Raw genomic sequence first — 12,639 nt, 5'->3', positions numbered from 1 at the left:
CGGCCGCCGCGGCCACCGGCACCCCTCGACGGGGCGCCGGTGGCCGCGCAGGGCGGCGGGCGGCGGGCGATGGTGCTGGTCCTTCACCTGCGGGACAGCTCGGAGGTGCCCCCGGTGGGTGAGCCGTTCTTCACCCACATGAACGCCGAGGTCGAGATGTGCCCCGTCATGAACGCGGAGGACCTGCGGAAGGGGCTCTCCGAGCTGCGCTGATCCTCAGCTGAAGACGATCATCGAGCCCTGCGCCAGACTCCGGGTCGCCGCCGCGTGCAGGCCCAGCCAGACGTGACGTTCGCGGGCGAAGGGGCTGGGGTCGTACGGCGCCGGGACGGCGGGCTCCTCCAGTTCGGTCGGGGCGCGCGGGGGCTCGGGAGCCGGCGGGGGGTTCGCCGGGTCGATGCCGATCGACGGGGCGACCAGCTCCAGCTCGCGCAGCAGCGCGTGGGAGGAGCCCAAGGGGCCGCCACCGGCGAGGAGTCCGTCGCTGGAGAGGGGGTGCGGGAAGTCGACGGGGACGTACGCGCCCGCGTGGTCGTAGTGCCAGACCAGGTGCGACTGCTGGGCCGTCGCCTCGAACATTTCCAGCAACTGCTCGTAGTCACCGCCCAGTTCGTCCACCGGCGTGACCGGCAGCCCGCACACCTGGAGCAGGTACACGCGCCGCAGGAAGTGCAGCGCGTCGTAGTCGAACCCCGCGACCGGGGCCACCTCGCCGGTCAGTCCGGGCATGTACTGGTACACCGGCACCGGTGGCAGCCCTGCCTCGGCCAGCACCGCGTTGTACTGCGCGAGTTCCTCGGCGAACGGATTGTCGGGCGTGTGGCACAACACGTCGACGAGCGGTACCAGCCACAGGTCACAGGCCAAAAGAGGGCTCCTCGCATCGCGCGGTCGTCGGGGTGGTCGTCCTGGTCAGGGAAGGGTATCGACGCCCGGCTCGGGCGGCTCCCCCCGTGCGGAGCGTTGTGCAGGTCCCTTACCCATCCCACCGGCCGTCAGGCCCTCGATGAGGGACAGCGAGTGCGCGTTGTACGCCTCGATGATCGCGCGGGCGGAATCGGTGTCCCGGCGCGCCAGCGCATCGACCAGTTCGGTGTGTTCGGACCACAGCAGGCCTCGCAGATCGGGCACCCGTCGCAGATGCTGCACCGCGAACACCCACCCCTGCACGCGGAGCCGGTGCAGAAAGCCGGTGAGATACGGGTTGCCGAACACGGATACGAGTTCGCGCCAGAAGCGCAGGTCGTAGCCGATGAGCACGGTGACCTCGCCGGCGAGGGCCGCGCGCTGGGCCTCCTCACCGCGTCTGCGCACCCCGGCGAGGGCGGCGGCGACCCGGGGCTCGTCCGGCCGGAGATGGGCCAGGTGGCCCTCGGCCAGCGCGTGGAACATCCCGTCGATCACCAGGCCCCGGGCCTCGATCATGCCGCGGAAGTCGTCGACGGAGTACTCGTGCACATGGAATCCCCGGTGCTGGTCGGCGTCGAGCAGTCCCTGCGCCGACAGGTCGACCAGCGCCTCCCGGACGGGGGTGGCGGACACGCCGTACTGGTCGGCGATCTCCTTGACGGTGAACCCCTGCCCCGGCTGGAGCCGGCCGGCCAGCACCTCGTCACGGAGCGCATCGACGATCTGCTGCCGCAGGGTGCTGCGGGTCACGGCGCCATGGCCACTGAAGCCGGGCATGGTCGGGGCGTCTCCCTCATCGCGTTCGAGTGGCGTGCACGCACATGGTCACGGGCACGCCACCTTACGCCGTCGGGTGGGGCGTGAAGCGTTCGAACGGACGCGAGGAGAAGGCCGCCCCCGCGTCCGCTCCGGCCGGGTCACGCCGGCCGCCCACCCGGTTACTCCACGTAGCCGTCCGCCACGGTCAGGGCCGCGTCGAGTGCCGCCAGCCCCTCCTTCAGCTCCGCCTCGCTCGCGTTGCACGGCGGCACCACATGCGTGCGGTTCATGTTCACGAAGGGCCAGACGCCGCCCTCCTTCGCGGCGGCGGCGAAGGCCGCCATCGGGGCGTTCGCCGCACCGGCCGCGTTGTAGGGCACCAGCGGCTCCCGGGTCTCCCGGTCGCGCACCAGTTCCAGCGCCCAGAACATGCCGACGCCCCGGACCTCACCCACGCTGGGGTGCCGCTCGGCCAGCTCCCGCAGCCCCGGTCCGACGACGGACGCGCCGAGCGCCGCCGCGTTCTCGACGACACCCTCCTCCGCCATGACGTTGATCGTGGCGACGGCGGCGGCGCAGGCCAGCGGGTGCCCCGAGTACGTCAGTCCGCCCGGGTACGGCCGCTTCCCGAACGTCTCGGCGATCGCCCCGTTGATCGCCACGCCGCCCAGCGGCACATAGCCGGAGTTCACCCCCTTGGCGAAGGTCATCAGATCCGGTACCACGCCGTAGAGGTCCGCCGCGAACCACTTCCCGGTCCGTCCGAACCCGGCCATGACCTCGTCGAGGACGAGGACGATGCCGTACGTGTCGCAGAGCTCGCGGACGCCGGCCAGGTAGCCGGCGGGCGGCAGCATGATGCCGGCCGTTCCCGGGATGGTCTCCAGGATGATCGCGGCGATGGTCGACGGCCCCTCGAAGGCGATCGTCGTCTCCAGGTGCTCGAGGGCCCGCGCGCACTCCTGCTCCTCCGTCTCGGCGTAGAAGCGCGAGCGGTACAGGTACGGCGCCCAGAAGCGCACCACCCCGGCCGTGCCGCTGTCGGAGGGCCAGCGGCGCGGGTCACCGGTGACGTTCACGGCCTGCTGGGTGCCGCCGTGGTACGAGCGGTAGGCGGAGAGCACCTTGGGGCGCCCGGTGTGCAGCCGCGCCATGCGCAGGGCGTGCTCGACGGCGTCGGCGCCGCCGTTGGTGAAGAAGATCCTGTCCAGGTCGCCGGGGGTCCGCTCGGCGATCAGCCGCGCCGCCTCCGAACGTGCCTCGACGGCGAACGCGGGCGCGAACGTCGTCATCCGCGCCGCCTGCTCCTGGATCGCGGCGACGACCTTCGGGTGCTGGTATCCGATGTTCGTGTAGACGAGCCCGCTGGCGAAGTCGAGATAGCGCCGGCCGTCGTAGTCCCAGAAGTACGACCCCTCCGCCCCGGCGACGGCGAGCGGGTCGATGATCTCCTGCGCGGACCAGGAGTGGAACACATGCGCACGGTCGGCGGCCTTGACGGCGGCGCCGGCCTCGGGGTTCGGCTGAGGGGTCATGCCGCCGAGGGTAAGCGGCGCCGACGGGGCCGCGACATCGGCGGCCTGTCTGCGGTCGGGGACTTTCCGCGACAGGTTGTCGACGGCGGCCCCGCGACTTGATTGACAGCTTGCTGTCATCATGGCAGGTTGTTGTCACAGCAAGGCGGACCCAGTACCCCCACCCAAGGGAGCGGTCATGACCCGCAAGCCCGTGCACCTCGCCGTCTACGACACCTACGCCGACTGGGAGACCGGTCATGCCACCGCGCATCTCGCGCTCGCCGGCTACGAGGTGCGCACCGTCACCCCGGCCGGGGAGCCGGTCACCAGCATGGGCGGGCTCCGCGTCCTGCCCGACCTGGGGCTCGACGAGCTGCACCCCGACGACAGCTCGCTGCTGATCCTCCCCGGCGCCGCCCGCTGGGACGAGGGCGACGAGCTCGCCCCCTTCGCCCGCACCGCCCGCGCCTTCCTCGACGCCGGTGTGCCCGTCGCCGCGATCTGCGGGGCCACCGCCGGGCTCGCCCGGGAAGGCCTGCTCGACGACCGGGCGCACACCAGTGGCGCCGCCCCCTACCTCGCCATGACCGGATACGCGGGCGGCGGCCGGTACGTCGAGGCCGACGCGGTCACCGACGGCGGCCTCGTCACCGCCGGACCGACCGAACCCGTCGCCTTCGCCCGCGAGATCTTCCGGCTGCTCGGCGCCTACGACGAGAAGGTGACCGACGCCTGGTACCGGCTGTTCACCGACTCGGACCCGGCCGCGTACGCCGCTTACGAGGAGGCGCTGAGCCGGTGAGCCGGGAACACCAGGACCTGCTCAGCCGGGGCGCGCTCGGCACCTTCCGGCTCAACGGCCAGTTCCTCGCGGTCGCCGAGGAGCTGGCCCGGCCCGCCGGGATCACCGCCGCCCGGTGGCAGGTGCTCGGCGCGGTCCTCGGCGAACCGCTGCCGGTCTCCGGGATCGCCAGGGCCATGGGCATCACCCGGCAGAGCGTGCAGCGCGTCGCCGATCTGCTGGTGGACGGCGGACTGGCCGAGTACAGGCCCAATCCCGCACACCGCCGCGCCAAGCTCCTCACCCCGACCGACGAGGGCCGCGCCGCGGTCCGCCGCATCGACCCGGGCCACGCGGCCTTCGCCGAGCGGCTGGCGCTGGCGTACGGGGAGGAACACGGGCAGGAGGAGCTGGCCCAGGCGATACAGGCGCTGGAACGGCTGTCCGAGGTGCTCGACAGGCTCGGCCCGCCTGTTACGGAACCGTAGACGACGCCCAGCTCACCCGGCACCGGCCCGGCACTATCCTCGATCTGTTGCTCACTGCAGGGGGAGGCGGCGCAGCGATGGACGAGCTCGGGGTCGGGGATCCGCGGAGCATCGGGGCGTACCGGCTGCTGGCGCGGCTCGGGGCCGGCGGAATGGGGCAGGTCTACCTCGCCCGTTCCGACCGGGGACGCACCGTCGCCGTGAAGCTGGTCCGCGAGGAACTGGCCCGGGAGGAGGAGTTCCGGGCGCGTTTCCGCCAGGAGGTGCGGGCCGCGCGGCAGGTCGGCGGCGACTGGACGGCGCCGGTGCTGGACGCGGACACCGAGGCGCCCGTGCCCTGGGTCGCCACCGGATACGTCGCGGGTCCCAGCCTCCAGCAGGTGGTAGGGCACGATCATGGGGCGCTGCCCGAGCGGTCGGTACGGATCCTCGCCGCCGGTCTCGCGCACGCGCTGAAGGACATCCACGCCGCCGGGATCGTCCACCGCGACCTCAAGCCGTCCAACGTGCTCGTCACCATCGACGGTCCGCGGGTCATCGACTTCGGTATCGCGCGGGCGCTGGAGACGGTGACCGACGGCGGGCTCACCCGCACCGGAGCGCTCGTCGGCTCACCCGGTTTCATGGCACCCGAGCAGGTGCGCGGCGACCGCATCACGCCCGCCTGCGACGTGTTCTGCCTCGGCTCGGTGCTCGCCTACGCCGCGACCGGCGAACTCCCCTTCGGTACCGCCAACAGCGGTGTGCACGCCCTGATGTTCCGCATCGCCCAGGAGGAACCCGGCCTGGAGCGGGTGCCCGAAGGGCTCGCCGAGCTCGTACGCGACTGTCTGCACAAGGAACCGGCCGCGCGGCCCACGCTCGACCAGGTGCTGGAACGCACCGGCGCGGAGGACACCGTCGTCGGGGGCCGCTCCCGCGACCCCTGGCTGCCCAGCGCCCTGGTCGCCCAGCTCGGCCGCCACGCGGTGCGACTGCTCGACGCGGAGGACCCGGAAGCGCCGCAGCAGCCCACACCGACCGCGGCCTCACCGGCCCCGGCCGCGGACGCGGCCCCCGGTCCCGCGCCCGCCGCCACCCCCGAACACGCCCGAGCCGCCGACGACTCCGCCGCGCCGCCGCCTCCGACGACACCTCCCGGCCCGCCCGCCCCGTCCCCGCCGGGACAGCCGGGTGTGAACCACCTCCCCACCCTGGTCGCCGGCCAGAACGGCCCCACCCCGCCCCCCGGCCCGGCGCCGGGCGCGTACGGCCAGGCACAGCAGCACCCGCAGCCCCCGGCGTACGGCTACCCGTACAACGGCTACGGCGCAGGACAGACCCCGCCGTACGGGCCGCCGCCGTACGCGCAGGGCCCGCCGCCCTACGGGCCGGCGTCCGAGCCGCGCCGGGACAGCCGTTCCACCGCGATGCTCGTGGTGATCGCGCTGGTCGTCGCCCTCGCCGCGGGCGGCACCGTGTACGCGATGATGAGCGGCGGCGCCGACGGGGACCGCTCCGGGGGCGGTCCGTCGACGTCCACGCCGAGCAGTGCGCCGCGGCCGTCGGGCTCGGGCACACCGGACGGCAAGCAGCCGCCCGGCACGAAGGGGCCGGACACCTCCGCGCCGGCGGACGGCACGGTCCCGGCGGAGTTCCTGGGCACCTGGTCCGCCACCATCGACAGCGCGAGCGGGCAGCACAGCCGCCGGCTCACCGTCCAGCAGGGCGAGGTCGGCGACACGGTGATGTCCCTCGTCGCCGACGGGCCCGCCGGGAGCGGCACCTACCACTGCGTCTTCGAGGCCCGGCTCACCGGCAGTTCCGGCGGGCGGCTGGACCTCGGCCCGTCCTCCGTCACGGTCGGCCCGCGCAGTGCCTGCTCCCCGGGCGCCGCGAGCCGGGTCACCCTGCTCCCCGACGGCTCCCTCCAGCGCGTGAACACCGGCAGCGGCGAACAGCTCACCTACACCCGGGACTGACGGACCGCGTCGAGTTCGCGTTCACAGCGCGTGGTGGAACGTTCGGCGAGCTGCGCTGCGACCTGTACGAGGAGGACTGCGCGCAGGACGGCCCGCGCATTGAAGTGGACCCGCACGGGTCGACCTCGGGCATCCGGGAGCTGGCGGCGGCGGGGACGAAGTGGGAGCACGGATCACCGCCGGTGGTCGCCCTGTCGGACGGGCCCAAGCCGAGCGGTGTCGGGCCGGGTGGCGGTGTCGGGCCGGGGTGGGTGGGCTCAGCGCGGCTCGGGTGGGCGTTGCCTCGGCATGTTCGGGCGGGCCGGTCCCGGCGGCGACGGGAAACGGCCGTGCGGGAGGGTGCCCTCGGGACGCCCGGCGCCCGCGACCGCCGTCTGCACGCCCAGTGGCGCGCCCCCGCTGCGGAACTCCACCATCCAGTCGGCCGTCTCGACCCGCACCAGCTCCGTCACGTCCTCCGAGAACCGCCGCAGCACCGTCAGACACCGCTCGGCCGCCTCGCTCGCCGTGCCCTCCGCCGGTCCCAGCACCTCACGGATGCACTCCGACGCCCAGTCGAACTGGAACGTCTGCAACCGCCGCTGCAGGGCCTGCGCCGTGGCCACGTCCCGCATCCAGCCGGACGTCATCCCGAAGAACCGGTCCCCGGCGACACACGCCACCGCGAGCAGCAGTGCCAGATATCCCCAGGGCGCGGACCCGTCGGCCACCCCGGTCAGATCGAGCAGGGGCATGGCCGCCCCGGTCAGCGCGCCCGCCGCCGTACCGGCCCGCAGCGCCCACGCGCACTGCCGCTTCCACGCGCGGTCCGCCAGATACCAGGCTGCGGTGTCCAGCGCGCCGCGCTCCACCCACCGGTACAGCTCGTCCAGCCGTGCCGCCGGGTCGCCCCAGTTCCCGAGCGGGAACTCCCGCCCGGCCGGATCACCCGGCCGCGGTCCGGCCGCCCCCTCGTCCCGCCGGTCCTGAGGCCGACCCTCGGGCTGCATCTCCGGCTGACCCACCCGGTATCTCCCTACTGAACCGACCCCGTCGACCCCTGCTGAGCCCTACCGGCCTCGCCTACGTTCCGTAGATGGAGTGTGACGCCGTGTGCTCCCGCGACTGACCCTTCCTACCTCCCAATGGGTGGCGGCGTCGGGGGTTCGGCCGCTCTTTCCCCCGGAAGGAGGCCGTGATCAGGTATAGGGCCTCTACCGGGACTCACTCGAAAGAGTGCTGGGGCGACGGCTGTCCCGACCACGTAGGCTCGTGCCGAACGGCAATACCGTGAGAACCGTGAACCGTGAACCGTGAAAAGCGGACCGACGGACCGACGGACCGATGAACCGACCAAGGAGAGCTGAATCGTGATCCCCGGTGGTGGCCAGCCCAATATGCAGCAGCTGCTCCAGCAGGCCCAGAAGATGCAGCAGGATCTGGCCAAGGCGCAGGAGGAACTGGCGCACACGGAGGTGGACGGCCAGGCGGGCGGCGGTCTGGTGGCGGCCACCGTCACCGGCTCCGGCGAACTGCGGGCGCTGAAGATCGACCCGAAGGCGGTGGACCCGGAGGACACCGAGACCCTCGCGGACCTGATCGTCGCGGCGGTCCAGGCGGCCAACGAGAACGCCCAGGCCCTCCAGCAGCAGAAGCTCGGTCCGCTCGCCCAGGGGCTGGGCGGCGGAGGCATCCCGGGTCTCCCCTTCTGACCTTCCGGTCTTTCCGGCCTTTCTAAGACGGCCCGCGGGCCTCTACCGTACGTACTGAAGGAACACCAGGAAGGACGGCAGTCCGTTGTACGAAGGCGTGGTCCAGGACCTCATCGACGAGCTGGGGCGGCTGCCCGGCGTCGGTCCCAAGAGCGCGCAGCGGATCGCCTTCCACATCCTGCAGGCGGAACCGACGGACGTGCGGCGCCTCGCGCATGCGCTGATGGAGGTCAAGGCGAAGGTCCGCTTCTGCGTGACCTGCGGGAACATCGCGCAGGAGGAGCAGTGCAACATCTGCCGCGACGCCCGCCGCGACCCCGCGGTGATCTGTGTCGTGGAGGAGCCCAAGGACGTCGTGGCCATCGAGCGCACCCGTGAGTTCCGGGGCCGCTACCACGTGCTGGGCGGCGCGATCAGCCCGATCGACGGGGTGGGCCCCGACGACCTGCGGATACGGGAGCTCCTGGCCCGTCTCGCCGACGGCACGGTCACGGAGCTGATCCTGGCCACGGATCCGAATCTCGAGGGCGAGGCGACGGCGACGTACCTCGCCCGCATGATCAAGCCCATGGGCCTGAAGGTCACCCGCCTGGCCAGCGGCCTCCCGGTGGGCGGCGACCTGGAGTACGCGGACGAGGTGACCCTCGGTCGCGCCTTCGAGGGGAGACGACTTCTAGATGTCTGATGCCACGCTGCACGCGACCGACCAGAACCCGGACGACTTCGCGGTCCAGATCGCGGATCAGATCGAGAGCTTCCTGGTCGCGGTCACCGAGGTCGCGAAGGGCGACGAGCCGGACTCGGCGGTCCCCTTCCTTCTCCTGGAGGTCTCCCAACTCCTCCTGGCCGGTGGCCGTCTCGGCGCCCACGAGGACATCGTCCCCGACGAGCGCTACGAGCCCGACCCGGGGCCCGAGCCCGACGTGGACATGCTCCGGGAGAACCTCGCCCGCCTGCTCGAACCGATCGACGTCTACTCCGAGGTCTTCGACCCGTACGAGCCCCGCAAGGCGCCCGTCCCGGCCCGCATCTCCGACGACCTCACCGACGTCATCACCGACCTCCGCCACGGCATGGCCCACTACCGCGCAGGCCGCACGTCGGAGGCCCTGTGGTGGTGGCAGTTCTCCTACTTCTCCAACTGGGGCTCCACGGCGTCCGCGGCGTTGCGCGCCCTCCAGTCCGTCGTGGCGCACGTCCGCCTGAACCAGCCCCTCGCCGCACTCGACGGTCTCGACACCGACCAGGGCGTGGGCGACGACACCCTGGAGTTCGAGGCGGGCAAGGTCATGGCCGAGGAAATCGGGGTCCCGCTGGGCGTGCGCCCGGTCACGTGATCAAAAACGTGAAGCAGGTCGACGGTCACGGTTCCGTCATGGGCCGATCATGCGGCACCGACACCCAGCACCGACACCCAGCACCGACACCCAGCACCGACACCCAGCGCCGACACCCAGCGCCGACACCAGCGCCGACACCCAGCGCCGCACCCGGCGTCGCCGCGTACGTGTACGGCGCGGTGGGCGTCGAGCCGGGCCGGGACCGACGGTGCCGCCCCCGGGGAAAGCCGCCGTTCGGTGCCGCCGTGACGTTCCCCGCCCCGTGAACACGGCCCTCGGCACCGAGCCCCGCAAGGACCTCGTCGACTGGGCGCGTGTGTGACGCGGGGCACTTTTCCGAGTGGTCCGCGCCGGGATGGGCATGAGCCCCCCTGCGAGAGCGCCGGGGAGTCTCATCATGCGATATCGCAGAGGGGTTTTTCGGACGCTCGATAGACTGAAACCGACCGCGGCGCACACCCATGTGTGCGGACTGTGGAAAACGACGGACTGAGCGAGGAGCGCACGTGGGCCTTGTCGTGCAGAAGTACGGAGGCTCCTCCGTAGCCGATGCCGAAGGCATCAAGCGCGTCGCCAAGAGGATCGTGGAAGCCAAGAAGAACGGCCACCAGGTGGTCGCCGTGGTTTCCGCGATGGGCGACACGACGGACGAGCTGATCGATCTCGCAGAGCAGGTTTCCCCGATCCCTGCCGGGCGCGAGCTCGACATGCTGCTGACCGCCGGAGAGCGGATCTCCATGGCCCTGCTGGCCATGGCGATCAAAAACCTGGGCCACAACGCCCAGAGCTTCACCGGCAGCCAGGCAGGTGTCATCACCGACTCCGTCCACAACAAAGCCCGCATCATCGATGTCACGCCGGGTCGGATCAAGGCCTCGGTCGACGGGGGCAACATCGCCATCGTGGCCGGCTTCCAGGGCGTCAGCCAGGACTCCAAGGACATCACCACGCTCGGCCGCGGCGGTTCCGACACCACCGCCGTCGCGCTCGCCGCCGCGCTCGACGCCGAGGTGTGCGAGATCTACACGGACGTCGACGGTGTGTTCACCGCCGACCCCCGCGTGGTGACGAAGGCCCGGAAGATCGACTGGATCGCGTTCGAGGACATGCTCGAGCTCGCGGCCTCCGGGTCCAAGGTGCTACTCCACCGCTGTGTGGAGTACGCCCGCCGGTACAACATCCCGATCCACGTCCGCTCGTCCTTCAGCGGACTGCAGGGCACGTGGGTCAGCAGCGAGCCAGTCGCTCGAAAGACACAGCAGCAAGGGGAAAAGCAGGTGGAGCAGGCTCTCATCTCCGGTGTCGCGCACGACACCTCCGAGGCCAAGGTCACGGTCGTCGGTGTGCCGGACAAGCCCGGCGAGGCGGCTTCGATCTTCCGCACGATCGCCGACGCCGAGATCAACATCGACATGGTCGTGCAGAACGTGTCCGCCGCCTCCACGGGCCTGACGGACATCTCCTTCACCCTTCCCAAGACCGAGGGCCGCAAGGCCATCGACGCGCTCGAGAAGAACAAGGGCGCCATCGGCTTCGACTCCCTGCGCTACGACGACCAGATCGGCAAGATCTCCCTGGTCGGCGCGGGTATGAAGACCAACCCGGGTGTTACGGCCGACTTCTTCACGGCGCTCAGCGACGCCGGCGTGAACATCGAGCTGATCTCGACCTCCGAGATCCGTATCTCGGTCGTCACCCGCAAGGACGACGTGGAGGAGGCCGTCCGCGCCGTGCACTCCGCCTTCGGGCTGGACTCCGACAGCGACGAGGCCGTGGTCTACGGAGGCACCGGCCGCTGATGGCCGGGACAGCGGGACCCGGACGTTCCGGGCGGCCGACGCTCGCGGTCGTGGGAGCGACCGGTGCCGTCGGCACGGTCATGCTCCAGATCCTGTCCCAGCGTGCGGACGTCTGGGGCGAGATCCGGCTCATCGCCTCCCCGCGCTCGGCCGGCCGCAAGCTGGCCGTGCGCGGTGAAGAGGTCGAGGTCGTCGCGCTCACCGAGGAGGCCTTCGACGGGGTCGACGTCGCGATGTTCGACGTCCCCGACGAGGTCGCCGAGCGATGGGCGCCCCTCGCCGCCGCGCGGGGCGCGGTGGTCGTCGACAACTCCGGCGCGTTCCGTATGGACCCGGACGTGCCGCTCGTCGTGCCCGAGATCAATCCGCACGCCGTACGCAGGCGCCCGCGCGGCATCGTCGCGAACCCGAACTGCACCACCCTGTCGATGATCGTCGCGCTGGGCGCGCTGCACGCCGAGTTCGGCCTGCGCGAGCTCGTCGTCTCCTCGTACCAGGCGGTCAGCGGCGCCGGACACGCGGGCGTGCGGACGCTGCGCGAGCAGATCTCCCTGGTCGCCGGTACGGAGCTGGGCACCGGCCCCGGTGACGTGCGCCGGGCCGTGGGGGACAACACCGGGCCGTTCCCCGAGCCGGTCGCGCTGAACGTCGTCCCGTGGGCCGGGTCGCTGCGCGAGGACGGCTGGTCCTCGGAGGAGATGAAGGTCCGGGACGAGTCCCGCAAGATCCTCGGACTGCCCACGCTCCCCGTGGCGGTCACGTGCGTACGCGTCCCCGTGGTCACCACGCATTCCCTCACCGTGCACGCCCGTTTCGAGGGCGCGGTCACCGTCGACAAGGCGCGCGAGATCCTCGCCACCGCCCCCGGCGTCGTCCTGTTCGACAACCCGGCCGCGGGGGAGTTCCCCACCCCCGCCGATGTCGTGGGCACGGACCCGACGTGGGTCGGGCGGGTACGACGGGCCCTCGACGACCCCACGGCGCTGGAGCTGTTCGTGTGCGGGGACAACCTGCGCAAGGGAGCGGCGCTCAACACCGCGCAGATCGCCGAACTCATACTGGTTGAACAGTAAAAGCCCTGGATCACAGGGGATTCGTTTGTAGGATCTGTGTAAGTCTAGTGAGTCGGATTCTCGGTCTGGACCACTTGAAACCTGCACGTCCGGCGACCGAGGATTGCACGAAAATTTTCTCCCCGCCTTCCGCAACCAAGCGGAGGGCGGGGAGCGTCTTTGTCGTCACCCTTTCCGGGGCGCGGGGACGCTGCCTTTCAGACGTGGGGACGTCTGGAACCGGGCGTGGGGACGCCCGTTCATATGGAACACAGGGGAAGAGCGGGACGCATGAGGGCTTTTGACGTGCTGTCGGTGGTGCTGCCTGACGGGGACGGGCGG

At 71.6% G+C, this 12,639-nt stretch carries 13 protein-coding genes; 9 read left to right on the top strand and 4 right to left on the bottom strand.

Annotated features, from left to right (window positions below; all coding sequences use genetic code 11):
* Positions 1-39 precede the first annotated feature (39 nt).
* Positions 40-213: a hypothetical protein gene (locus ACZ5C2_RS17765; RefSeq protein WP_468791432.1), complete on the top strand. Its 174-nt coding sequence runs from the start codon at positions 40-42 to the stop codon at positions 211-213.
* Between the two features lie 3 nt (positions 214-216).
* Here the strand turns inward: ACZ5C2_RS17765 and ACZ5C2_RS17760 are convergent, their stop codons facing one another.
* From ACZ5C2_RS17760 to ACZ5C2_RS17750, 3 genes are all read right to left on the bottom strand, one after another.
* Positions 217-867 (bottom strand): hypothetical protein, encoded by a 651-nt coding sequence (locus ACZ5C2_RS17760; protein ID WP_468791429.1) that lies wholly within the window; start codon positions 865-867, stop codon positions 217-219.
* Between the two features lie 45 nt (positions 868-912).
* The gene (locus ACZ5C2_RS17755) at positions 913-1,686 is read right to left on the bottom strand and encodes a GntR family transcriptional regulator (protein WP_468791426.1); all 774 of its coding nucleotides are present in this window, start codon (positions 1,684-1,686) and stop codon (positions 913-915) included.
* 161 nt (positions 1,687-1,847) lie between these two features.
* Positions 1,848-3,203 carry an aminotransferase class III-fold pyridoxal phosphate-dependent enzyme gene (locus ACZ5C2_RS17750; protein ID WP_468791423.1) on the bottom strand — a complete coding sequence of 452 codons (1,356 nt, stop codon included), beginning with the start codon at positions 3,201-3,203 and terminating at the stop codon, positions 1,848-1,850.
* Between the two features lie 178 nt (positions 3,204-3,381).
* Here ACZ5C2_RS17750 and ACZ5C2_RS17745 point away from each other — a divergent pair, with 178 nt between their 5' ends.
* From ACZ5C2_RS17745 to ACZ5C2_RS17735, 3 genes are all read left to right on the top strand, one after another.
* Positions 3,382-3,987: a type 1 glutamine amidotransferase family protein gene (locus tag ACZ5C2_RS17745; RefSeq protein WP_468791420.1), complete on the top strand. Its 606-nt coding sequence runs from the start codon at positions 3,382-3,384 to the stop codon at positions 3,985-3,987.
* Positions 3,984-4,454, top strand: coding sequence for a MarR family winged helix-turn-helix transcriptional regulator (locus ACZ5C2_RS17740; protein ID WP_468791417.1), 471 nt, complete (start codon positions 3,984-3,986; stop codon positions 4,452-4,454). The genes ACZ5C2_RS17745 and ACZ5C2_RS17740 overlap by 4 nt, the downstream gene beginning before the upstream one ends.
* 77 nt (positions 4,455-4,531) lie before the next feature.
* Entirely contained in the window at positions 4,532-6,415 is a 1,884-nt protein-coding gene (locus tag ACZ5C2_RS17735; protein WP_468791414.1) for a serine/threonine-protein kinase, read from the top strand.
* A gap of 257 nt (positions 6,416-6,672) precedes the next feature.
* On the opposite strand, the gene ACZ5C2_RS17730 is transcribed toward ACZ5C2_RS17735, so the two are convergent.
* On the bottom strand, positions 6,673-7,419 hold the full coding sequence (locus ACZ5C2_RS17730) for an SLATT domain-containing protein (protein WP_468791411.1): 747 nt from the start codon (positions 7,417-7,419) through the stop codon (positions 6,673-6,675).
* Between the two features lie 345 nt (positions 7,420-7,764).
* Here ACZ5C2_RS17730 and ACZ5C2_RS17725 point away from each other — a divergent pair, with 345 nt between their 5' ends.
* From ACZ5C2_RS17725 to ACZ5C2_RS17705, 5 genes are all read left to right on the top strand, one after another.
* Positions 7,765-8,106 (top strand): YbaB/EbfC family nucleoid-associated protein, encoded by a 342-nt coding sequence (locus tag ACZ5C2_RS17725; protein ID WP_468791408.1) that lies wholly within the window; start codon positions 7,765-7,767, stop codon positions 8,104-8,106.
* 85 nt (positions 8,107-8,191) lie between these two features.
* Complete coding sequence (gene recR / locus ACZ5C2_RS17720) at positions 8,192-8,791, top strand: recombination mediator RecR (protein WP_468791405.1); 600 nt, start codon at positions 8,192-8,194, stop codon at positions 8,789-8,791.
* Entirely contained in the window at positions 8,784-9,443 is a 660-nt protein-coding gene (locus ACZ5C2_RS17715) for a DUF5063 domain-containing protein (RefSeq protein ID WP_468791402.1), read from the top strand. The genes recR and ACZ5C2_RS17715 overlap by 8 nt, the downstream gene beginning before the upstream one ends.
* 509 nt (positions 9,444-9,952) lie before the next feature.
* On the top strand, positions 9,953-11,245 hold the full coding sequence (locus ACZ5C2_RS17710; RefSeq protein ID WP_468791399.1) for an aspartate kinase: 1,293 nt from the start codon (positions 9,953-9,955) through the stop codon (positions 11,243-11,245).
* Entirely contained in the window at positions 11,245-12,318 is a 1,074-nt protein-coding gene (locus tag ACZ5C2_RS17705) for an aspartate-semialdehyde dehydrogenase (protein ID WP_468791396.1), read from the top strand. The genes ACZ5C2_RS17710 and ACZ5C2_RS17705 overlap by 1 nt, the downstream gene beginning before the upstream one ends.
* The last annotated feature ends 321 nt before the right edge of the window (positions 12,319-12,639 follow it).

Source organism: Streptomyces sp. NPDC031365 (assembly GCF_055569765.1).
Note: the sequence above shows the minus strand (reverse complement) of the source record. Positions and strands in the feature narration are given on the sequence as shown.